Source organism: Paenibacillus alginolyticus DSM 5050 = NBRC 15375 (assembly GCF_000422905.1).
GTDB lineage: Bacteria > Bacillota > Bacilli > Paenibacillales > NBRC-103111 > Paenibacillus_E > Paenibacillus_E alginolyticus.
Map to the genome: position 1 here is coordinate 99,946 of NZ_AUGY01000009.1, position 21,561 is coordinate 121,506.

The following is a 21,561-nucleotide window of genomic DNA, read 5'->3' on the forward strand; positions in this document are numbered from 1 at the left end:
ATTTTCTATCAATTTACACCTCTACCAAAAATGCTCGTTTGATGATAATTTAAGATATACATCAAAGCGAGGGAGAGATCATAATGAGAACCATTTATGAGAATTACCGAGGGTTTAAAATTAGTAAACAAGAAAGTACATATAATGCTATTTCTTCAGATCGGATCATCTTTAGCAAGTGGCAATTAAGCCAGGTCCTAGATACAGTCGATCATTATGTGGAAATTACAGATAACAACTCGGGAGCGGATATGGAGTCCGGTATGCCGCAAAATTAACACTTGAACATGTCCTGATTACCAAATAAAAACCTAGGGGTCAGTAAACCACTAGGTTCTTTGGTATGCTCCTTTCCATATTCCCTTAAAGCTCAAAAAGTAGTTATTTGGATATATACGGATCGTAGTTCTTATTGCAGCGTAAGATCCTTTTCTATAGAATCACATGCTTCACATTCATCAGCTCCGCGACCTTCTGGAACATGGAAGCATTATTACCAATGGACATCGCACAGTGGTGCGTCGGCGCTTCGGCGAACCAGCGCGTCATATACGCGTCTGGATGGTCGCGGAACTTCACCGGCGTCTGCGCGTTGCCGATCTTCATGATCGGCCCGCTCGTGGACTCGCCTTCGCTGGAGATCAGCTTCAGCCGTCCATCGCCGGTCTGCGTCACGTTCAGCGTCGTGATCGCTCCCGTCTTCACCTTCGCCTCGACGGATACGCCCGTGCCTTGCTTCCCGTGATAAAGCCCCATGCCGCGCAAAATCGGCTTTCCTTCGGAAAGCGCGATATGGAACGGTCCGTCATGGCCCAGCAAGATCGTCTCGTCGATATAATCCACGACGACGATTTCGGAGAAGCTGCCACCGACGCCAAGGATGTCGCTGATTTTCATCGCGACGGCCGTCTTGAGATCCCCTTCTCCGGAACAGGGGATACCGCGCGCGGTAAGCAGCGAATGGCCAACGATGAAGCCGCCTTGCAGCTTCTCATAGTCGCCACCCGGCGCACCGTGGTAGTAGTAGGACAAGGCGTCCAGATCGTAAGCTCTAACGAGCTTCTCCTGTGCTGCCGCCACTTTGCAAGACCACTCCAGCTGCTCATCCGTAGGCTTCTTCGCGATCGGATCAGAAGGCGAGTCGCCGCTGATCTGGAACATCTCGTGAACCTCAGCCAGCTTCGCTCTCACCACCTGCGGTGTCACCTCCCGCAGCATGCGATCCAAATCACACATTTCAAGCACCTCAACGTCCAGCCCTGTCTGCGCCGAAATCATCGTAAAGTCGCTGTACATATCGAACATACCGCCGTATCTACCAGCCCGTAATAATAGATTTCAGCCCATTCAGAGATTCGCTTCTCAATGAATCGACCGTATTCCTCAAGCCGTTCCTTTAAGCCAGGGAACTGTTCCCAATAGGCACGGAGCCCCACCGAATAAAGTCCGATTCGCAGTTTTTGGCTTGCTTTTATAGCTGGGTAAACAGACATCCCTACCACTCTATTCATTTATAAGATAAAAATAATACCTTTATAAACTCATTGTAATGGCTTACAACACAGAAAACATCCAATTAAATTGTTTGAAAATAATAGAATCTTGTGCAGGTGATGCAGCATGACAACTTATAAAGAAAATTTCACGACAGCTTGGTCAGAAGACTCGATACGCTTCATATCCAGCCCCTCTGTTTTCGCCAAATCCACCCTCTATTATGTGCAAGAAATTGGCCATTTCCGTACGTTGCCCGGTTACTTTACAGAACGTGAACAGCTGGACTCCTACCTTATCGTTTACACGATCAAAGGCAAAGGCCGCTTGAAATATCAAGGTAAGAGATATAACCTTCAGCCTCAACAGGTGTTCTTCATACATTGTGAAGATTATCATTACTATGAAACTGATCCACTCGAGCCTTGGGAAATTCTATGGGTGCATCTGCATGGCAGCTCGACATCTTGGTTACTATGAGCAGTTCACTTCTAATGATGAGCCAGTCCTGCAGCTGAACCCTGAATCCATCATTCCCACTGTACTGCGGCAAATCTTACATTACCAGCAGCAACGAAGTGCCCGCACTGAGCTCATCTCGTCCAAGCTGCTTGTAGATCTCCTGACGGAGCTCTTGCTGGCAGCGCAAAATTTATCCATGCCCGATGCCGAGAAACCCAGCTACATCGAAGACATTTGCCAAACGCTGGAACATAGATTCATCGAATCGATTTCGCTGGACCAGCTGGACCATGAGCATGCTGTAAGCAAGTACCATTTGGCCAAACAATTCAAACGATATACAGGCTATTCGCCCCATGAATATCTCATATTAATTCGTATGACACACGCCAAGGAACGTTTGAAATACTCCGATATGCCTGTATCCGAAGTAGCCGCCAGGGTCGGTATTGACAATGTCAGTCATTTCATAAATTTGTTCAAAGACCGTGCTGGAGATACGCCGCTAGCTTATCGGAAGAAATGGCAGCGCCCCAAATGATGGGGCTATTTCAATTCATTCTCGTCAAGAACAGCTGGGAGCTCGATCCAAGCTCGTACACCTTGACCTTCTCTAAGGCTGTAATGTAAACCGTAGTTTCCGCCAAAATGCAGCTGGATCCGCTTCTGAACATTAATAATACCGAAGCCTCGATTACTTTCCTTCCCCTGCAGGATACTATTCATCATCTCGATATCCGCCTGCCGATAACCGTTATCTTCCACACTGATGATGACTTTATCCTCCGCGCTTTTCACCGAAATCCATAATTCCCCATCTTGGCTCATGTTTTTAATGCCGTGCAGAATCGCATTCTCAATAATTGGCTGAAGAACGACCTTCGGCACTATAAACCGCTTCGCTCCCTCTTCAATATCCCAGTGGACTTGAAAGGCATATTCATAGCGGAATAGCTGCAAGCGAACATAAGCCTCCGCATGATTAATTTCCTCCATAACTGGAATTAACAGCTTCCCTTTGCTCAGCCCAATTCGCATAATAAGCGATAAATCTTTGATCATTTCAGCAGACTCTGCTGCCCCTTCCATTAACGTATGCCAATACACAGATTCCAAGGTGTTGTAAAGTAAATGCGGATTAATTTGTGTATGCAGAATGGATAATTCAATCTCCTTATGCTTTAGTTCGAGTTCATATTGATCATAAATGGTTTGATTCAAGCGATCGGTCATGCGTATAAAATGATTATTGAGCAAAACAATCTCATTCTTGCTATCCGAGTGTAAGGAAATAGCCAAGGGTCTACCTGGATGATAGGAATTCGTGATACGGGCTAATCGAGAGATCGGTTTCAAGATCGACTGGATAAAGTATATACTCGCCAAAATCAAGATAAAGAAATAAATAACCATGATCCAATCAACCAATCGCTGCACACTAATATGATCGATAATAATCGACTGAACAGGAACTCGCATGAGCAATTTCGTCTTCGTATAGTCACTTGTGTGAAGAACGCACATGAACTCTTGTCCAGCCTCTTTCAGCTTATAAACACCTTCTACTTGATTCGCAGGAACATGTACCGAGGATCCGATCTCAAAGCTGGTTGTATTCGTCGCGAGCACCGTATTGTCTTGGTTTAGCAGCATTAATTCCGCACCCGCATACTTGTCAAAAGGCGAAAAATCCAACTGCAGCGGTGTCTCAATGCCAGACACAACCAAATAACCAATCACACTTTCCCCGTTATAAATGCTATTTAACTGGCGCATATACGCAACGGTTTGCAAATTATTAGGGTTGTATCCGAATTTATCAATAACACGAATAACCCCTTTCCCTCTGGCCTGACTTACATCTTTATACCAAGATAGCGCATTCAAATCTGTTGCATAAAAAATACCATTGTTCAGAAGATCGGGATTAGGGACGAACGAATACTGCTTATCTGTGTCCGAAAAAAACAGCGAATATCGAACCGCACTCGTCGAATAGTTGTTCAAATATTTATCTAGGGCTTTAAAAATTTCAAATCGTTCGTACTCCGACGAGGAAGGGATGCTGGCAAGCTGTTGTATTTCTTGAGATATCATGATTTTCTCTGTCTTTTCCTCAAAATCACTGCTCTCTCTGTCTAGCGTCAAGTGACTTCCTCGCACTAACTGAAGCAGCGCGTTCCCCACTTGCTCTTCCGTAATGGACTCCAGCTTCTTGGCTACAAATAAATCCAATACCAAAATCGGGATGACGACGAATAAGATGAGCAGTACGATCAACTTTTTCATCAAATTCATATTACTCAGCATTTTTCGCATGCCGACATTCCTTCCTTTCAAGCCGTATCCTCGGAGATTATTCCTCCTAACCGTCTCACTGCACACTTAGCTTCGCTACAACGGCCGCAATCTCCTTTAAGCAAAAGAAAACGCCTTCAGAATAAGCATTCTGAGGGGCGTTCTTTGACCTAACCTTTGACGCTGGAAACGGTTAACCCACGTATGATAAATTTTTGGAAAATGAGAAAAAACACAACCGGCGGCAGCATCGCCATCGTCAAGATAGCGAACCGCACACTCCATGGAATAACCGATGTTGAGTACACCACATACCGATAAATCCCTGTGGCAAGCGGGTACATCTCCTTTTCTGTCATCACAATACTAGGCCAGTAGAAATCGTTCCATGTTGTCGAGAAGGATAGAATCAGCAGGGTCCCAATTATGGGTGTAGAGAGTGGAACAGCAATTTTAATGAATGATTTGAATTCACTCGCTCCATCGATTCTCGCTGCTTCCAGAATTTCTTCGTGGATGCCATCGAAGAAGTTTTTGAGCAGAAGCATGAAATAAGCATTCGCTGCAGCCGGCAGCCAGAAAGCCCAGTACGTATTGATCATGCCCAAGCTTTTCAGGTTCATAAAGTTAGGAACAATGTAAGTGGCAGGCGGTATCAACAGAGTAGCCAAGAAGAAGAGCGTCACCCATCTCTTGAACGGTACCCTCAAATGTGACAGCGCGTAAGCCGCTAAACCAATTAGCAGCAGTGAACACACGACATTTCCCATGTAGATGAATAGGGTATTCTTCAAGAAAGTCAGTAAGGGCAAATCGAACCCGTTCCACGCATCATTGTAATTGGTCCAAATCCAGCTTTTCGGAAAAAAAGTCGGTGGAAAGGCAAAGAATTCCTCCCGTGTTTTGAGTGAACCAAAAAAAGTATTGAAAAACGGGTATAACGTCGTAATGCCAATGACGATCATCAGCAGCACCATGAAGGTGTAACCAGCTTTCACAGAGCCTTTTTTCATATCATAGGGCGAAATAATGCCACGTTCATCCCGCTTCATGCCTTCTCACCTCTACGCTGCAACAGATTGTATAACACGGAAAGTAAAATTAAAACGAAAAACATTAAGCTGCCCATTGCATTCGCTTTCCCAAAATCAAGATCACGGAACGCCGTATGATTCATCCACAACAAGTACGTAAGCGTCGCATTATTCGGTCCCCCGTCGGTCATCGATAATTGCGCTTGAAAGCCCTGTGAAGTGGTGATCAACTGCAAGAGAAGCAGTAGCAGCATCAATGTCTTGATACTTGGCAAGGTGATATGGCGAATACGCTGCCAGACACTGGCGCCATCGATCTCAGCGGCTTCGTAAATGTCCCTAGGAATACCCACGACAGCTGCGATATAGATGAGAGTGGCTGCGCCAAAGCTTTGCCACGTTTCAAGCAAAACGATCGAGCCCATGGCCATCTTCGGACTGAAGAACTCCACTTTGGGGATACCGAGCGTTTGTAAAAGGCTGTTAATCGGGCCCACGGCATCAAAAAACCACTGCCACATCCCATAAAGAACGATGGCTGGAACAGCACTTGGCAAATAGCCAATTATACGGGCTGCCCCCTGAAACCATTTCAATTCGGAAACGACGATTGCGATAAGCGGCGGTACCCAGAAACCGAGTAAGACACCTAAGCCCATATAATACAGCGTATTTTTAATCGAGGTGAGCAGCAGTCCATCTTGAAAAATGCTTACATAGTTAGCCAAGCCAATGAAATGATTGCCATCAACAAAATCAATATTGTAAAAGCTGTAGAAAATCCCTTTAAAAATCGGCACCCATAAAAAAACTATAAATAACACGATTTCTGGAAGGACAAACAGCGTCCCCCACAAATACCAGTTGATTTTCTTCTTCACCGTTCTACTCGCTGCGACAGGTCGTACACGCAATTCTGCATCCATTTTGAACACTCCTTATAAAATCGGACCTAAACCGATAAACGGCTTAGATCCGATGTTTCGGTGCTATTCGACTTTCACTTTGTCAAATACTTCCGTTTGTACTTTATTCGATGCATCCGCCAACGTCTTTTTCAAATCAACATCTTTGGTTGTGAACACTTTTTGGATCACATTGGCCATCTCAGTATAATATTTCTGTGCTTCATACTGCGCTTCAGGCTTGCCGTCCCATAGGCTTAGCAATTGTGGGTCGTATTTAAACACGTTGTCATATTTGGCCAGTAAATCGGTATACTTTTTACCGAAATCTGAGGAATCCTTCCAATAGTTAATCGGTTGTGGAATGTAGACACGGTTTTTACCTTTACGGTCTTCGATTTCTTTTTTCGTGGAATTTAAGAAATCGTCTGTGAAATACTCATCCGTAATCCATTTGAAAGCTATTTGCTGTTGTTCCTTGTCACTCTTCGGATTGATAACGCGATAGTTACCGCCAAGAACGCCCGTATGCTTGCCGCCTTTCGTGATCGAAGGCATTGGATATACGACCATGTCCTCTTTGCTAATACCGCCCTCATTGATCGCAGCATCTGCTGCGTTGCCGCTTCCGCACATCACCATCGCACCGCGTCCTTGGGAGAATGCACTCAATGCGTCGCCATAACCTAAGGCCCAGTTCTGTGGAATTAAGTTCTCGTCTTTTAGCTTTTTATAAAATTCAAGCGCCTTCACACCAGCATCAGAATTGAATACGCTTACGACTTTACCGTTATCGAGCTTCTGTACATCACCGCCAGCTGCGTAAAGGAAATTCGTCCAGTTCCAGCCTGCTTCCGGTCCTTTACCCATTGGAATAAAGCCCGCGATGCCTTTGGCAGGATCATTAATTTTTCTCGCAGCCGTTAACAGATCATCCCACGTCCAATCCATCGGTGGCAGCTCGACGCCTTTCTCTTTGAAAAGCTTCTTGTTCAACGTAATGGTCATCACATAACCGTCGATAGGTACTCCATACGTTTTCCCATTGACCACAAACGGTTTGGAAAGGAGATCATTCATATCCTTGGCATGCTCCCAAGCATTAATCGAATCGGTAATGTCAGCGACCCATTTCTTGTCGACGAGCACTTTTCCTTCTGTTGCATACGTCGTATATTCAGTTGGCGCGCTATTCGAAGCCATTTTGATCCCAATTTCCAGCGGGTTGTACTGCCAGTCGTCCTTCTTGAATTCAACATTCGGGGTTTTCGCCTTAAAACGGCTGATCCGCTGGTCAAGCTGATCATTCTTTTCCTTCTGGTCAGGCTTGAAGCCTTGGGCTGTAATTGTCACTTTTTTGGCTGCAGGCGTCGCTGTGGCAGCAGGCGCTGCTGTTTCCTTTGCTGGGGCAGGAGTGCTTGATGTCGTGGTACTGTTCGTACCGCATCCTGCGAGTAAAACGGTCAGTGCAATCGCACTGATGGCTGAAGCCTTTTTAGCTTTCATGTTTGGTTCCCCTTTCGAATCGTTTCATCAAATGTTAGTTTCTACACTTTCGATTATAAAGGGAACCGCCAGGAGCGACGATGTGTCCTGTTACGCTAATCATGTCGCATGTTACGGACCCGTATGTTTTAACTCCGAAATATTCAACCCGAAATGTTTTTTAAATATTTTACTAAAATGCTCTGGAGATTCGTAACCGATTTCTTCCGAAATTTCGTACCTGCGTTTGTCCGTAGTCAAAATCAACTGCTTCCCTTTTTCCATACGAAGCTTGGTCACATAGTCCCAAATGTTGATTCCCATCACTTTTTTAAACAAATAACTCAAATAATTAGGGCTCAAATGCACAGCATCGGCGATATCTTGTAGCTTTAGGCCTTTATCACTAAAATGTCCTTCAATGTAGGTTTTCGTCTCATATACAATTCGGTTATTAGCTTCGTCAACCTGCGTATTTGTCAAATTTTGTTCGTTCGTCGTTTTGCCGATATCCTCAATGTAGAACATGTGATGCCCTTTGTGCGTCTCGCTCCAAGCCAAGCTCTCCAGAGCTTCTTGATAAATAACAGGCAGCTGTATGACACTCTCCCGAATGCGGCTAATCCCAATCTGACATTTGACATTGACGTATTTTTGCAAATTCGTATGAATCATCTGGGCCACCATCAACAATTGGTTAATGCTCTGAGAACCCCTAATCTCCTCTTCCGGAATTTGCAGCAGCAAGGAAAAGGTAGAATTATGCGTATTAAATACGAGATGGCACCACTGAATCGCGGTCTCCTCAATAATATTCAAAGCGGCGTACTTCAGAAGACTACGGTCCTTCAATGTCGATATTTCCTGATCATGAATGCCGCCTCGCTCTAGAGATAATTTGATCACTAACATGCTGTAATGCGTACCCTTCATTCGGCTTCCCAGCTTCTCCATGATAGCCGGTACTTCGGACTCATGAACCGTTCCTGTGACAAGTTCATTCAAGTAATAGTTCATCTCGAGCGACGTATGCTCAGACAGGGTTCGGCTGCTCTCCCAATTCGAGAAATGCCGCTGCTTCTCTTCCTTTTCTCCCAACAACTTAGCTGCTACCGAAATGAGATGGGGCGGCGTTATCGGCTTGACCAAATATTCCTTGGCTCCGAAACGGATCGCTTTCTGGGCGTATTCAAACTCGCCATGAGCGGATAAAATGACGATTGGAATCGTTGGATCTTCCATGAATATATTTTCAATCAATTCAATCCCATTCATCTTTTCCATTTGAATATCCGTAAAAACAAGATCGATTTTCTCCAAATGTATAAAATCCAATGCTTCAAAACCGTTATATGCGATAAACACCTCAGCGATGTCCAGGTTCGACTGTTTCAAAATGGCAGCCACACCTTTACAAATCATCGGCTCGTCATCAACAACCAAAATATTAACCATGCGGCCACCTCGCTATCCTTTTATGCATCAATTCCATTTTATTGTACAACAAATAGTATGAACATGTGTTGTATTACGGTTATTGTGTCTAATGTTCCGAATAGTGAGGAGTAACGGCTTATGAGTTAGAGCTTAATAGCACCGGGGTGCAAGTATTGTTGTATTTCCTTCTAGTTCTCTTTTTCCCTAAAAAAACCGCCCCCATCGAATGTGATGAGAGCGGATATTCCAGACAACTCTATTATTTCATTTGCTGCAATAAATTCACGCGGTAAGCTTCGCTTTCTAAACCTTGGATTTCTTTGTACTCTTCCTCCGTCAGCCTTCTGGGTTGACCAACGGATTTTGCGATGAGGTAAATCTTCGCGCTCTCTTCCATGACTTCCGTGCGGTAGTAGGCTTCACGCAAATTTTTACCCGTTGTCACGAGTCCATGATTGTTTAGCAAAATCGAGCTATAACGGTCAGCCTTCTCAGCCACTAGGTTGGCTAGTTTATCCGTTGTTGGAACGACATATGGAACGAAGGCTACGTCGCCAACAAGCGCGGCTTGGTCTGGAAACAGCATTGGAAGCTCATTATCAACGAGTGTCAATGCGATACAGTAAGCCGGATGCGTGTGCACGATCGCCTTCATGATGAGATTCACGCGATAACAAAATAAATGCATGAGTACCTCGGAAGAAGGACGGTAGGTTGAGTCCAGAATGTTCCCCGTTGGGATATCGACCGGCACCCATTGCTCAGGCTCAATATCTTCTAGTGCGAAACCGCTTGGAGAAAGGTACATCGTATCTTCAAATCTTGCGCTAATATTCCCGCCAGGTCCTACAACCAGGCCTTTGGCTACACTTTTACGGGCATACTTCGTCAATTCTTCTCTTGTTTGCTGCTCGGACATGACCTGCATCGTAATATTGCCGATCGCCGTCGCTTCCACAGGGCCAGCTATAACCGGTCTCCACCGCCAAGCTCAACAGGATCATTCGAGAAGCGATGAATGTCTTCAACGGTAAGTGTAGAACCACTCCAACGCCCCAAAATAGTTCTGCCGCTGCTAGCTCCGAAATCTACGGCTAGCATATTCAAATGGTTAGTCCCCACCAGAGTCACCTCAATTCGTGCAATTGCAACTATTTATATAAAGGCCCGAAGCTGCTGCAAGCTCTGAAATCAGCGCCCTCTGGATCTGATGTGCCGAAATTACTCCAAACCCGAGGACGGAAAATGTGTTCTTTCGCTACGTTATGCATAGACACAGGAATTCTTAAAATAGCAGCAAGTGTAATCAAGTCAGCACCGATGTGACCATAACTGATCGAGCCATGATTGGAACCCCAGTTATCCATAACGGAATAAACATCGGTAAATGAGCCTTCACCTGTCAAAATAGGAGCAAACCAAGTCGTCGGCCATGTTGAATCTGTGCGATCATCCAGCTGTTGATGCACATTCTCAGGCAGATCAACGGAGTAGCCTTCTGCTAACTGAAGCACGGGACCTAAGCCTCTTACTAAGTTGATGCGAGACATCGTGACCGGCATTCCACCTTTGGTAAGGAAGTCCGTGGAATATCCGCCTCCGCGGAAATATTCAACGGATGCAGGACGCCAAGAAGTTGCTTCCAGGCACTTGGTCACTTCTTCATCCGTGATTTCCCAGTAAGGCTTCATGACTGGCTTGCCGTTGCGGCTTTGTTCGCCTGTGCCATCCAGCGCTGCGGGTCCGGAGTTAATCAAGTGAAGAATTCCGTCTTTGGCTGCACCGCTAAGCGTGTGCCCTGTTACTCGTTTCACCGCATCTGGGCTCCAGTATGTTCTTACATCAGCGAAGATTTGCGCTGTATTCGTCAACAGATTACCAAATAACATCGCAACACCATTCAGACTATCGTTCTCCGTGGCAACCAAATAAGGTGCGCGTTTGCCATTCCAGTCAAAGGAAGTGTTCAGGATGGCTTCCATGAAATCCCCGTTCGGGAAGTGATCCGTCCAATGACGCTGTCCTTGGAAACCAGAGAGAATCGCGTTGTGGCCAAGCGCTTCTTCTCCGAACTCGATGTCAGCCAGACGCGGGTTGCCAACCATTAGGTCCCTGACAATCAAGGACATTTTCACAACGGTTTCCCAATCTTTATCTTTCTTTTCACGGCTTGTTTGAATCTCAGGCGGATTCTTATCCGGGCCTTCCGTACAGTTCTCTTTGACCCAGTTCAGCGCCAATTGATACTCTTCAGGATCGAAAATCTCTTCATCAATCCGACGCACTAATTCGGACATATCGACATATTCGTTGCGCATTCCCAAATAGTTCTGGAACAGTTCCTCATTCACAATTGATCCTGCAATCCCCATGGATACAGAGCCGATTGAGAGGTATGATTTCCCTTTCATGTAAGCGGCAGCAAGTCCTGCCTTAGCAAAACGAATCAGCTTCTCATGAACGTCCTGCGGTATATCTGTTGTACCTGCATCTTGAACATCTTTGCCGTAAATACCAAATGCCGGAATGCCTTTCTGTGCATGACCCGATAAAACAGCCGCCAAGTAAACCGCACCCGGACGCTCCGTACCGTTAAAGCCCCAAATGGCTTTCGGTGTGGATGGGTCCATATCCATCGTTTCCGTTCCGTAACACCAACAAGGAGTAACAGTGATGGAAACGCCTACTCCGGATTTCGTGAATTTATCCGCTGCTGCTGCAGCTTCTGCTACACCTCCGATGCAGGTGTCAGCAATTACGCACTCTACAGGCTCGCCGTTTGGATATTTCAGTGTTTCACTCAGTAAAGCGGCTACAGCTTTAGCCATATTCATCGTTTGATCTTCAAGTGATTCACGAATACCTTTTCTTCTGCCGTCAATCGTTGGTCGGATCCCAATCTTCGGGAATTCTTGGTTCCATCTGTAATCACTGTTTGCCATTTTTATTTCATCCTCCTTGTTATGTATGGGAATAATAGGAATTATGCCTTTAAACAGGGTTGATTTTAGGGTTATCGATAATTCAAACTACTCGCTAATGACACCTTTTTTCAAAATAATATTCGCGTATAAAGCTTTTTCACTCGTTGCCACGATTGCATAGGCCTTCTTCGCTCGCTCATAAAAAGCGAATCGCTCCACATGCTCAATTTGTGGCAGTGCATGGGTACGAATGATTTCTTCGTATACTTCCCAGATTGGTGTATCCACCTGATCCCCTGGTACTTTGGCCATTAACGCTACAGGGTATTCACTGTAAGTATCCAGTGGGAATAACGATAAAACCGCTTCCAACAATTCCGGTACGCCATGGCCATCGCTGCGCAGCAAACGATTCGCATGACTGGCAGCAGGGAAATTGCCATCCGCTAGAATAATTTCATCCCCATGCCCCATTTCCATCAACACCTTCAAAAGCTCCGGCGACAGGATGGAAGGAATACCTTTTAGCATATTCAAAACCTCCTCTAAAAATGAATGTTACCGATAACTCAAAAATATCAATTTCAAGCCTTGCTGTCAATCCTTAATTTCTATACAATAGACGAATAGGATGAGATGAAAAGGTGACTCAACGTGATTACAATTTATGATATCGCTGAAAAAGCCGGTGTTTCGGCAATGACCGTTTCACGGGTTATCAATAATACAGGTCGTATCAGCGAAGCAACGCGCAAACGGGTAAGTAAAGTGATGGAAGATCTCCACTATATTCCGAACTCGATGGCACGCAGTCTGGTACTTCAGAAGACCAAGATTCTTTCACTCCTCATTACGGATATTACAAATCCGTTCTATACTACGCTTGCACGCGGCGCAGAAGATGCTGCTAAACGTGCTGGGTATCGGCTTCTGTTTGCGAATAGCGACGAGGATTATGCGAAAGAGAAAGACTACGTTGATATGATTCTATCAACCCGTGTGGATGGCGTTCTATTCGCCCCGACGGGTGATCATTCTGCCCAGAGTCTTGGGCAATTGCAAAAGCATAATATCCCCTTCGTTGTGCTTGACCGTGAAATTCCGGGAATCGAGGCGGATGTGGTACTCGGGGACAGCAAGGAAGGCGCGCGGAAGCTTGTTGAGCATTTAATTGAACTGGGGCATCGCCGTATCGCGATGATTAACGGTTCCCAGGATGTCTCTACGGCCCGCTTGCGTCACACAGGGTACTGCGAGGCGCATTTGCTTAGCGGATTAACCGTAGATGACTCGCTCGTCGCACATCTGAACTATCGTGATTTCCACGATGAATCCGCGTTAGACGCACTACTCAATCTAGAAGATCCGCCAACAGCGATCTTTGCGGCTAACAACATGCTCGCCGTCGGCGTCATTCAATCGCTGAGACAGCGCGGCTTGCAGGTGCCAGATGATCTCTCGGTCGTCTGTTTTGATGATTTTGGCCCAGCAGGTGCGATTAACCCTTTTCTAACCTTGGCTTCACAGCCTGCCTATCAATTCGGCTTATTAGGCATGCAGCTGTTGATCGAACGCATCGAAGGCGAAGCCGTTCACGAGAATCGGAAGATCATTCTGCCTTCGGAGTTGATTATCCGAGCTTCCACGCGGGCGTTGAAGTGATGGTTGATTACACATGGAGTTGGCCATTCTACTCACTCTATTACCCGAGACGATGTTTTTCATCGTTAATTGATGAGAAATGCGGGAGTTTGCCACTTTAGCGATGTAAAACATGCTTAAAGTTAAGGAAGATGACCATTCCACCTTCACCGTATGCTTTTAGGAGATTACTAATGAACCCAAACGTAAAACAAGCCTTACAAACCACGCTAAAAAACTGGAATGCCATGTCGGCATCCCGTGGTGATGAGCAGGAAGCTGTTGCCGATCAATTCCAATCATCTTTCTATTTATTTATTGATGCTGTCCGTGAATGGGTTGATGAGTTAGAACCGCGACCTCAAACCATCGATGTGTTATTAGAGATGGAGTTGATGCAGGAAATCTTCGATGCACTGCCAGCACCTCTTCATTTGAACTTCGAGACGGAAGTTGAGCTCATCATGGATAATGTGGTTAGAATCGACGACGATAAATATGATTAAAATGTCCCATAATTACAATATGTCGCCTCTCTAACTCAACAGTCTAATCTCAGTTGGCTCATCATGCCCAAGCAGCAAAAAAAGCCCAATGTCGAATTGGGCTTTTTCATCGTTTTATAGCTTCAGATCGTGCATCCGCACTTAAACCGTTTTATCCACAAACGTAATATGGTTTTGTTCAGCAAATTTTTTCAATCTAGCTGCCATAGCCGCTACGTCGAATCGATTCAGAGATTTGTTGTACACCCAGCGAGGTGACTTCCCATTCAGATCAATGACGACCTGACCAGGAGAATATACGATTTCTTTGATTTTATCGGCGTTCAGAACAAGCTCTCTAGCGAATCCTCTTTTCGAAAGACTCGTTTTACTAACCTTCAAATACGGACGGCGAATAAAATAAACGAACAGACCAACCGCCAGATAACTGAGTGTCGTATACCAGTACATCTTGTCCCCTTCTGTTTTGGTCAAAGTAGCCAATAATAAGATGGAAATTAGAACAAAGAATAAAGCTAACATTATGCTTCTGCCCTTGAATACTTCCGATCGATCCGGGTCCGAAGAAATCGGAGCCATTCCCTGTTTGGAGCGATTCTTGTTTACGGTTTTCGTATTTTTACTTACCATTCTTTCCCACTTACGAGACATTCATTTCACTCCTTGGTTTATTCGTACTTATACAAGTACATCCCTCTTCATTTTAATATTCGATTCAAAACGCCTTCATACCATCTCCATGGCAACAGACTTCTCGCCCAAAGTCCCGCCTTCACACCGCGTCCCATTGGATAACGCAGCTTTGGCCGCGGGTTGGCTACAATTCGCGCAATTTGGTCTGCTACTTCCTGCGGATCGGGTGCTGTAGCTGAGGCTTTCCTTGAATAGTCAAGCATTTTGCTAAGCCGTTTCCAATAAGGAGACGCTTCCGCAGTATGGATCGCCTCGAAGCCTTTTCGCCAAATCTCTGTCTTATAGGCACCTGGCTCAACGAGCACGACACGCACACCTAGCGGCATCATCTCCAAACGAAGCGATTCACTAAAGCCCTCAATGGCAAACTTCGAAGTGCTATATGGCGCATAGCCAGGAAATGCGGATAACCCACTCACACTGCTTACATTAACGATACAACCCGATTGCTGTGTGCGCATGTGCGGCAGGACAGCTCTCGTTGTCGCAATGACACCAAATACATTCGTTTCCAGCTGAGATCTCCACGCTTCCAACGGTACATCTTCCACATAGCCCCCAACCGCAAAGCCGGCATTGTTAATGAGAACATCGATTCTGCCATACTTGTCCATCATATCAGAAACAACTTGTTCAATCGAATCATGAACGGTTACGTCAAGAGCCATGGTTTCGATGGCATTGGTTACTCCAGCTTGTTCGGCATGCGCGAGCAAGGCTCCGCTTTTACCAAGGTCGCGCATCGTCGCGATAACATGATACCCCTTTTGAGCCAGAGCTATTGACGTTAGCAAGCCAAATCCGCTAGATGCGCCAGTCACCAACGCTGTCGGCTTTGTGAAACTCATCAAAGCTGCCCCCTATTATCCAACTCACATTCCTTCATAATCCCATACAAAAGGCATAATGTCGATATGTAAAAGAGGAGATTTACTTCGAGCAGATGCCAACCTCCTAGTGATTGCCCATTTATGGCTGATTTTATCCAATCACAATTAAAAAACCTGAGGCTATGCCTCAGGTCGATCATATCGATTTGTCTTCATTTGCCGTCCGCGCTTAATCGGCAACGAACACATGTGACATGGAATGAATCACCCGTCGTATCTCTTCTTCACTCTTTCGAATCGTCAATTCACGTTAGTACTATACAAATTACCCCCGCCTGTACGGGTATCACCTGTCGCAGTCGTTCCTGTCGCCGCGCTTGTCGCATAAACGACGTAACCAGCCGAATTATCCAGGTTTACGGTGTTGTTGTTAAAAGAATTGTTCGTACCCGTGGCATAAGCTGTGCCGTGCGTGCGTACTTGGAAAGCGTCCAAAATGTTTGCATTTCCATTACGGAAACCTTGGTTATAACGAACGATGGTATTAACTCCTTTCACATCAATAAAGCTATCTGCACTGTTAGCTCCACTAATTCCTGTCCCGTTAAATGTGCAGTACTCGATAATTGTGCCGCTGGCGCCTTCTTTGACATCAATATGCTCGGCTGTAATACCGCCATTGAAATTCGTATGACTTATGACATTCCCCGTAACTACGTGCTCATAATTCGAACTGGAGTCAGATCCCACATAGGCACCCTCTCCATAACCAGCTTGATATTTCCCTGTGTCATAAATCAAGGAATACTCCAGTGTGTTGTAAGAGCTGCCATCGCGGAAATGCACTCCCTCATCACCGACATTATGGACCTCAACATTATTGAGTAGGTTGCGGTTACCGTTGTCGATGATAATGCCCTTTTGAGCGTTGGTCACTGCGAGATCGCGAATCTGCCAGTAGTCGCCAGTTAGATGAATGCCATAAGAACCGTCATTCACATTCACACCTTGGAGCACAGCCGGATGGGCTGCATCACAGCTTTTCAAAATAATAGGATTAGCAGAAGTCCCGTTTTTATCGGAGAAAAATAGCCCTTGACCGCCCGGGTCCCCGCTCGCAGAGGGATCACCTGTATATATGCCTGGAGCGATGGAGATGACAGAGCCTGCGGCCGCATTTTTCATAGCATTTTGAATGGCAGCCGTTGTATTTAGAGCATTCGTACAGCCTGAAGGCGGTGATCCTGCATTCGTAGTTGCATTAATGGTACTGCTTGGCGCAGAAACGTTGCCAGCTGCATCCTTCGCTTTAACATAGTAGCTATAAGTAGTTGATGCCGTTAAACCTATATCACTAGCCGAAGTGACGGTGACACTTGTGAGCAGAGTACCATTTCGATACAGATCATAGCCCGTAACACCTACGTTATCGGAGGATGCGCTCCAGTTCAAATTGATTTGGCTGCTGGAAGCCGCTGTTCCTATCAAACCCGTCGGAGCCGTTGGCGCCTGAGTGTCACCGCCAGTACCGCCACCACTTACTACCACGAGCTGTGGTTTATTAGACGCATTCTCGTTGCTGTTTAGCGTCGTATATTTGCCAACACTCTCTTGCAGTGCAAATGAAACAACACCATACACTGCCTGCCGCACTGCCAACCGCCGGTTTATTGTTCCAAGTAAGTGCTGATTGCGTCCAACTATCCGTGGTCTGATAAGCCGATAGAACGGTCGACGCAGAAGCGCTGCCATATATTTGCAATTTGGCACTAGAAACGCCTGTAATCCCCGTTAAATTAAATTTAAGATAGGCATATCGAGCGGCGGTTGGATCATTTTTGACATAAAGCGATGTCGCCGTTCCGTAATTGGAAGTCGCATTGCTTTGATGGACATATGAATCATCTGAGGGACTGAGTGTGCTCGTAGCTGCACCCGCAACAGAAGGTATCGTCATGACCATTAATGATGAAATCAATGTCATCGCCCATGTCTTACTTGTATATCTTTTGAACAGCTCTACCATATGAATCATTCCTCCTAAAAGTTATTCATACACAATGCAGCCATTTCGTTAAGCAGCCGATTGGAAAAATGGATCTACCTCCTCAGTGTTTTTTCATTTAGATAACGCTTACATTTTAAAGTATAGAAGATTACGAAGTACCCATGTGCCAGTCAATTGCCGTCATTTTGCACTGTGTTGCTGTTTTTTTATACCTGCATACGATATGCCTTAGGCGTGATCCCCAATACAGTCTTGAACACACGACAGAAATAAGATCCATTCAGAAAACCCACCTCCTGCGCGATAAAACCGGCTGTTTTCGAGGTCGTTTCAAGCAATAAACAGGCTTCTTTCAACCTGCGCGAAATGATAAATTCCGTGATCGAGCTGCCCGTCGACTGCCGAAATGTATGAGACAAATAGTAGGTAGATAAGTGCAAATCCTCGGACATCCGATTAAGATCAAATCTTTCCTTATAATGAAGCTCGATCCACTCTATCATCTGCAAGGCGGTATGATTGTAACGCGGCTTATTTTTATCTTTCTGACCGTTATATACCTCTTTCTCGAATGGCTCTAGTTGCTGAAGAATTGACAATAAGCATAAAATGAACTCCTCTTGCTGTTTATTGGCTGGCACACTCCTAAGCTTCCTATTCAAATCTTCAAATATTTTCGCGAAATTATGCTGCTGCGGCAGAACCTGGCACGTTAATTGCTGCTTCCATAGGATGTTAAACCATTTGCGAACACCGCTAAAAGCAAGCAGAGCAGCATCCAGCTTATAAGGGTCAAACATGAGGACGGAGCGGACGAATGGCCCTTCAATTCGTATCCGATGCAGTTGAAAAGGCTGAAACACAAGCAATGTACCAGATTCTATGCGAAGCTGATGCTTGTTCACTTCCACACTACCTTGACCTTCATACACGAAGAGGAACTCCATGCATGGATGCGCATGATAGATTTCCCAAACCTGCTTTCGGCTCGATTTATAGTGATTTAGGTGAAATGGTTCTTTCCTTACGTCCACACTTGTACTTAATTTCAACAGCCATCCCTCCATCACAATGAATTGTTTGGAAGCTACATTCGTGAGCACACTTTACCACAACTTTTCATGAAATGATTGTGTAAATCCAAGGGTTTCCGGTGTTTTTTGCAGTTGTCATTTGTACAACAATAGGCTAGCAATCAGCGTACAGTGGCAAGCTTCATCTCCCCCAACCCCAAGCACAAAAAAAACCTGTATCCAGATGCTCTCTTCTTAAGAGAACAATCACAGATACAGGCTTTCGGACGATCGTCTATACTTTCGCCTTCTCGAGCAGCTTATCAGCTGGCTCTACATGCTCGGGAACCTCTTTGCCCTCGGAAACGAGTTCCCGCGCAGAGTTTTTGAACTCATGCAGGGTGCGCCCCACTGCGCGACCAAGCTCTGGAAGCTTGGATGGACCAAACAAGACTAAGACAACAACTAAGATTAACATGAGACCAGGAAAGCCAATATTTTGCAGCATAGGATCAACAACTCCGTTTCATTAGTTTTGATTATGATGCTTCGGATATACCGCTACAGCTTCGATCTCTATAAGCCAATCAGAGCTTACGAGTCCTGCCACACCAACCGTGGAGCGTGCAGGCTTAACCGGATTCGCTTCATTTCCAAAAAATTGCGCATAAGCATCGAACCAGCCTTGATAGTCAAATTTGCCTTCTTTCGCCGCATCAGCTGTAAGATAGACACGGAGATAAGCGACATCAGCCAAAGTCAATCCCTTATCTTTCAATTGCTTTTCTATCTCTTTAAGAATTCCGATGCCTTGCGTTTTGGTATCGCCATAGCGCTCATATACCGTTTTACCCTCTTTATTAAGAACAGGCGGTACTGTTCCGCTTGTGAATAAATAGGAAGAACCAGAAGGCACAGATACTCCGGCAGAGATCGAGGAAGCTGGGTTTCCATAGAATTCCACTTCATTAATTGGCTCTGATGAATATTTACTAGACTTTTCTGTTCCGGCTGCATAGGCGCTGACACATATGAGGCATGAACCTAATGTGACGGCTGCCATGGTTTTCACTTTCTTCGTTATCATCATCGTTCATCGCTCCTCATCATCTACTCTTTCATTACACGCTCATGAATTTCAGTAACCACTTTCCTCGCAGATTCAATCGCCCCTGCTTGCCAAGCGGTAATATAGCTGATATGCTCCCCAGCCAAATAAATGCGACCGTCCGGCTTACACAAGGTAGGGTAATACGTTTTGCGGTCATCAGCCGTATACGAAGCCCAACCGCCTTGATTATATTTGATCTTCTTCCAATCTACGGAGAAAGAGGCCTCGAACTCTTTATAATATTGCGGATGAATTTTCGCCCCTTGGCTTAATGCGTAGTCTTCCCTTTGGGCAGGTGTCATTTTACCAATCTTGTCAGCGTTACCCCCGAATGCATAATAACCTAAGAGGAGTCCCTTTTTGGCAAAATAATCAGTAGGCGGGTAATAAATACTGGAAATGTCCATATTCGTAAGTGAGCTTCCGCCAAAAATAAACTCATCTTCCTCCCAGAAGCGACGTTTGAACTGGAGCCCAATTTTACCGGCGGATGCGTAGTTAATTTTAGAAATAGCCGTCGACATTTCTGCGGAGAAATCGGCTTTAATATCCTTGAGGACAGACAAAGGAATCGTACAGATACAAAAGTCTCCGGAAGCTTCCTTGCTGGCGCCGCTATTCAAGTCCTTATACAGGATACGAACTCCATCGGAGGATTGCTTAATTTCTTGTACTTCTGCATGGAATTCAATTCGGTCCCCCACTCGTTTCTCAAACGCTTTAGCAATCTGGTCCATCCCGCCTACCGGATGAAACATCATCATTTGTTGATCATAACTGTATTCGCTGCTAAAAAATTGCCCAAAACCAGAATTTATAATCGCTTTTAAACTAAATGGATCTCTACGTACGCCTGCGTCGAATTTACCGCCTGGTTCCTCGTTATACCCTGCTCTTTCCGAACCTTTATAGAACAGATCTGCATTCAAATCCCCTTCGGTCTTCAAATAAGTGACAAGCTTAGCTTTTTCTTCTGTTGTAAGAGGGAGATCCAGTGCTTTCTGATTTACCGCTTTAGCTAGCATTTCGGCGACATAGCCCCTAACATCGGCCTTCGCTTGGCGCTTCGGAATTTTCACACCCGACAATTCGCCCACATTTTCGTTATAATAGTAGCCGCTCTCGTTCACATTGTTGAAGGGTTCGATCGCGACACCAAATTTACGCGCATATCCCAACGTTACATGAAACTGGGGTATCCGCATCGGTCCCGCATTAAAATACATCCCATTATCAAAGCGTGCAACCTGCTTGCTGCCGCCTATTTCCGCAACAGTCGTACCTCTGCGAACCGTCCAAGCTCTACCGCCGGAACGAGCTCTCGCTTCTAAAATTGTGCACTGATATCCGGCCATTCCCAGCTCGTAGGCCGCCGTCATACCGGCTATCCCTGCGCCTAGAATGATCACCTTTTTCCCGTTTCGGTTCGTTGAAGTGAGATCCCTGCCTGAAGGCGGCGTGTAATCTGCCGCTTTCATCGTTTCTGGGGATAATAGCCCCAGAGTCCCCATAACACTAAAGAGTGCGGCTGACCCTCCTATTTTGCCGACTGTAGTCAAAAATTGTCTACGTGTAATTTGATCTTCTTTGATCGGTGTCTTCTCCATGCTCCCATCTCCTCGTTCATGTTTGGATAAACCACACAATAAACGTACCAGTAGATCAGGGTTCCGTCACTAATTCATGTAAGATTACATTACATAAATATTGCTTATATCGG

The 21,561-nt window shown here is 45.5% G+C and carries 24 protein-coding genes; 5 read left to right on the forward strand and 19 right to left on the reverse strand.

Going from position 1 to position 21,561, the window contains the following annotated elements:
- The first annotated feature begins 83 nt into the window (after window positions 1-83).
- On the forward strand, window positions 84-278 hold the full coding sequence (locus G519_RS0104220) for a hypothetical protein (protein WP_029193623.1): 195 nt from the start codon (window positions 84-86) through the stop codon (window positions 276-278).
- A gap of 154 nt (window positions 279-432) precedes the next feature.
- Here the strand turns inward: G519_RS0104220 and G519_RS41655 are convergent, their stop codons facing one another.
- Both G519_RS41655 and G519_RS51550 read right to left on the reverse strand, forming a co-directional pair.
- Window positions 433-1,296 (reverse strand): hypothetical protein, encoded by an 864-nt coding sequence (locus G519_RS41655; RefSeq protein ID WP_244280003.1) that lies wholly within the window; start codon window positions 1,294-1,296, stop codon window positions 433-435.
- The gene (locus G519_RS51550) at window positions 1,275-1,493 is read right to left on the reverse strand and encodes a hypothetical protein (RefSeq protein ID WP_127527856.1); all 219 of its coding nucleotides are present in this window, start codon (window positions 1,491-1,493) and stop codon (window positions 1,275-1,277) included. Before G519_RS51550 ends, G519_RS41655 begins: the two co-directional genes overlap by 22 nt.
- Before the next feature lie 127 nt (window positions 1,494-1,620).
- Here G519_RS51550 and G519_RS48715 point away from each other — a divergent pair, with 127 nt between their 5' ends.
- Both G519_RS48715 and G519_RS48395 read left to right on the forward strand, forming a co-directional pair.
- The gene (locus tag G519_RS48715) at window positions 1,621-1,974 is read left to right on the forward strand and encodes an AraC family ligand binding domain-containing protein (RefSeq protein ID WP_051253052.1); all 354 of its coding nucleotides are present in this window, start codon (window positions 1,621-1,623) and stop codon (window positions 1,972-1,974) included.
- A complete protein-coding gene (locus G519_RS48395; RefSeq protein WP_051253053.1) occupies window positions 1,946-2,497 on the forward strand; it encodes a helix-turn-helix transcriptional regulator in 552 nt (183 codons plus the stop codon). The genes G519_RS48715 and G519_RS48395 overlap by 29 nt, the downstream gene beginning before the upstream one ends.
- A gap of 5 nt (window positions 2,498-2,502) precedes the next feature.
- Here the strand turns inward: G519_RS48395 and G519_RS0104235 are convergent, their stop codons facing one another.
- The 9 genes from G519_RS0104235 to fucU all read right to left on the reverse strand — a co-directional run bounded on the left by G519_RS0104235 (window position 2,503) and on the right by fucU (window position 12,570).
- Window positions 2,503-4,275: a sensor histidine kinase gene (locus tag G519_RS0104235; protein ID WP_029193624.1), complete on the reverse strand. Its 1,773-nt coding sequence runs from the start codon at window positions 4,273-4,275 to the stop codon at window positions 2,503-2,505.
- Window positions 4,276-4,424: 149 nt separating this feature from the next.
- Window positions 4,425-5,306, reverse strand: a complete 882-nt coding sequence (locus G519_RS0104240) for a carbohydrate ABC transporter permease (RefSeq protein WP_029193625.1) — start codon at window positions 5,304-5,306, stop codon at window positions 4,425-4,427.
- On the reverse strand, window positions 5,303-6,214 hold the full coding sequence (locus G519_RS0104245; RefSeq protein ID WP_029193626.1) for a carbohydrate ABC transporter permease: 912 nt from the start codon (window positions 6,212-6,214) through the stop codon (window positions 5,303-5,305). The genes G519_RS0104240 and G519_RS0104245 overlap by 4 nt, the downstream gene beginning before the upstream one ends.
- A 63-nt stretch (window positions 6,215-6,277) precedes the next feature.
- Complete coding sequence (locus G519_RS0104250) at window positions 6,278-7,699, reverse strand: ABC transporter substrate-binding protein (RefSeq protein ID WP_029193627.1); 1,422 nt, start codon at window positions 7,697-7,699, stop codon at window positions 6,278-6,280.
- A 111-nt stretch (window positions 7,700-7,810) separates the two neighbouring features.
- Window positions 7,811-9,133, reverse strand: coding sequence for a response regulator (locus tag G519_RS0104255; RefSeq protein ID WP_029193628.1), 1,323 nt, complete (start codon window positions 9,131-9,133; stop codon window positions 7,811-7,813).
- Between the two features lie 241 nt (window positions 9,134-9,374).
- Window positions 9,375-10,034 (reverse strand): class II aldolase/adducin family protein, encoded by a 660-nt coding sequence (locus G519_RS0104260; RefSeq protein WP_029193629.1) that lies wholly within the window; start codon window positions 10,032-10,034, stop codon window positions 9,375-9,377.
- A gap of 47 nt (window positions 10,035-10,081) precedes the next feature.
- Entirely contained in the window at window positions 10,082-10,237 is a 156-nt protein-coding gene (locus tag G519_RS51235; protein WP_154669532.1) for a hypothetical protein, read from the reverse strand.
- A gap of 29 nt (window positions 10,238-10,266) precedes the next feature.
- On the reverse strand, window positions 10,267-12,057 hold the full coding sequence (locus tag G519_RS0104270) for an L-fucose isomerase (RefSeq protein WP_029193630.1): 1,791 nt from the start codon (window positions 12,055-12,057) through the stop codon (window positions 10,267-10,269).
- Window positions 12,058-12,144: 87 nt separating this feature from the next.
- Window positions 12,145-12,570, reverse strand: a complete 426-nt coding sequence (fucU, locus tag G519_RS0104275) for an L-fucose mutarotase (protein ID WP_029193631.1) — start codon at window positions 12,568-12,570, stop codon at window positions 12,145-12,147.
- Between the two features lie 123 nt (window positions 12,571-12,693).
- Between fucU and G519_RS0104280 the strand changes: the two genes are divergently transcribed.
- Together G519_RS0104280 and G519_RS0104285 are read left to right on the forward strand one after the other, a co-directional pair.
- The gene (locus tag G519_RS0104280; RefSeq protein ID WP_029193632.1) at window positions 12,694-13,701 is read left to right on the forward strand and encodes a LacI family DNA-binding transcriptional regulator; all 1,008 of its coding nucleotides are present in this window, start codon (window positions 12,694-12,696) and stop codon (window positions 13,699-13,701) included.
- Window positions 13,702-13,874: 173 nt separating this feature from the next.
- Complete coding sequence (locus G519_RS0104285) at window positions 13,875-14,186, forward strand: hypothetical protein (RefSeq protein WP_029193633.1); 312 nt, start codon at window positions 13,875-13,877, stop codon at window positions 14,184-14,186.
- A gap of 141 nt (window positions 14,187-14,327) precedes the next feature.
- Here G519_RS0104285 and G519_RS0104290 read toward each other — a convergent pair whose 3' ends face one another.
- The 8 genes from G519_RS0104290 to G519_RS0104325 form a co-directional block, all read right to left on the reverse strand.
- Window positions 14,328-14,837 (reverse strand): hypothetical protein, encoded by a 510-nt coding sequence (locus G519_RS0104290; protein ID WP_029193634.1) that lies wholly within the window; start codon window positions 14,835-14,837, stop codon window positions 14,328-14,330.
- Window positions 14,838-14,884: 47 nt separating this feature from the next.
- Complete coding sequence (locus tag G519_RS0104295; protein WP_029193635.1) at window positions 14,885-15,727, reverse strand: SDR family oxidoreductase; 843 nt, start codon at window positions 15,725-15,727, stop codon at window positions 14,885-14,887.
- 282 nt (window positions 15,728-16,009) lie between these two features.
- Window positions 16,010-17,362, reverse strand: a complete 1,353-nt coding sequence (locus tag G519_RS53235) for a right-handed parallel beta-helix repeat-containing protein (protein WP_208860876.1) — start codon at window positions 17,360-17,362, stop codon at window positions 16,010-16,012.
- Entirely contained in the window at window positions 17,271-17,735 is a 465-nt protein-coding gene (locus G519_RS51555; protein WP_029193637.1) for a CBM96 family carbohydrate-binding protein, read from the reverse strand. The genes G519_RS53235 and G519_RS51555 overlap by 92 nt, the downstream gene beginning before the upstream one ends.
- Before the next feature lie 188 nt (window positions 17,736-17,923).
- A complete protein-coding gene (locus G519_RS0104310) occupies window positions 17,924-18,769 on the reverse strand; it encodes an AraC family transcriptional regulator (protein WP_029193638.1) in 846 nt (281 codons plus the stop codon).
- A 256-nt stretch (window positions 18,770-19,025) separates the two neighbouring features.
- On the reverse strand, window positions 19,026-19,238 hold the full coding sequence (tatA, locus tag G519_RS0104315; protein WP_029193639.1) for a twin-arginine translocase TatA/TatE family subunit: 213 nt from the start codon (window positions 19,236-19,238) through the stop codon (window positions 19,026-19,028).
- A 21-nt stretch (window positions 19,239-19,259) separates the two neighbouring features.
- A complete protein-coding gene (locus tag G519_RS0104320) occupies window positions 19,260-19,820 on the reverse strand; it encodes a RidA family protein (protein ID WP_029193640.1) in 561 nt (186 codons plus the stop codon).
- Between the two features lie 20 nt (window positions 19,821-19,840).
- Window positions 19,841-21,448, reverse strand: a complete 1,608-nt coding sequence (locus G519_RS0104325; RefSeq protein WP_036632015.1) for a flavin monoamine oxidase family protein — start codon at window positions 21,446-21,448, stop codon at window positions 19,841-19,843.
- Between the last annotated feature and the right edge of the window lie 113 nt (window positions 21,449-21,561).

Coding starts and splice junctions, on each gene's coding strand:
- G519_RS0104220 (WP_029193623.1), top strand. CDS start 84: ATGAGAACCATTTATGAGAATTACCGAGGGTTTAAAATTAGTAAACAA.
- G519_RS41655 (WP_244280003.1), bottom strand. CDS start 1,296: ATGTACAGCGACTTTACGATGATTTCGGCGCAGACAGGGCTGGACGTT.
- G519_RS51550 (WP_127527856.1), bottom strand. CDS start 1,493: ATGTCTGTTTACCCAGCTATAAAAGCAAGCCAAAAACTGCGAATCGGA.
- G519_RS48715 (WP_051253052.1), top strand. CDS start 1,621: ATGACAACTTATAAAGAAAATTTCACGACAGCTTGGTCAGAAGACTCG.
- G519_RS48395 (WP_051253053.1), top strand. CDS start 1,946: ATGGCAGCTCGACATCTTGGTTACTATGAGCAGTTCACTTCTAATGAT.
- G519_RS0104235 (WP_029193624.1), bottom strand. CDS start 4,275: ATGCGAAAAATGCTGAGTAATATGAATTTGATGAAAAAGTTGATCGTA.
- G519_RS0104240 (WP_029193625.1), bottom strand. CDS start 5,306: ATGAAGCGGGATGAACGTGGCATTATTTCGCCCTATGATATGAAAAAA.
- G519_RS0104245 (WP_029193626.1), bottom strand. CDS start 6,214: ATGGATGCAGAATTGCGTGTACGACCTGTCGCAGCGAGTAGAACGGTG.
- G519_RS0104250 (WP_029193627.1), bottom strand. CDS start 7,699: ATGAAAGCTAAAAAGGCTTCAGCCATCAGTGCGATTGCACTGACCGTT.
- G519_RS0104255 (WP_029193628.1), bottom strand. CDS start 9,133: ATGGTTAATATTTTGGTTGTTGATGACGAGCCGATGATTTGTAAAGGT.
- G519_RS0104260 (WP_029193629.1), bottom strand. CDS start 10,034: ATGTCCGAGCAGCAAACAAGAGAAGAATTGACGAAGTATGCCCGTAAA.
- G519_RS0104270 (WP_029193630.1), bottom strand. CDS start 12,057: ATGGCAAACAGTGATTACAGATGGAACCAAGAATTCCCGAAGATTGGG.
- fucU (WP_029193631.1), bottom strand. CDS start 12,570: ATGCTAAAAGGTATTCCTTCCATCCTGTCGCCGGAGCTTTTGAAGGTG.
- G519_RS0104285 (WP_029193633.1), top strand. CDS start 13,875: ATGAACCCAAACGTAAAACAAGCCTTACAAACCACGCTAAAAAACTGG.
- G519_RS0104290 (WP_029193634.1), bottom strand. CDS start 14,837: ATGTCTCGTAAGTGGGAAAGAATGGTAAGTAAAAATACGAAAACCGTA.
- G519_RS0104295 (WP_029193635.1), bottom strand. CDS start 15,727: ATGAGTTTCACAAAGCCGACAGCGTTGGTGACTGGCGCATCTAGCGGA.
- G519_RS51555 (WP_029193637.1), bottom strand. CDS start 17,735: ATGGTAGAGCTGTTCAAAAGATATACAAGTAAGACATGGGCGATGACA.
- tatA (WP_029193639.1), bottom strand. CDS start 19,238: ATGCTGCAAAATATTGGCTTTCCTGGTCTCATGTTAATCTTAGTTGTT.
- G519_RS0104320 (WP_029193640.1), bottom strand. CDS start 19,820: ATGATGATAACGAAGAAAGTGAAAACCATGGCAGCCGTCACATTAGGT.
- G519_RS0104325 (WP_036632015.1), bottom strand. CDS start 21,448: ATGGAGAAGACACCGATCAAAGAAGATCAAATTACACGTAGACAATTT.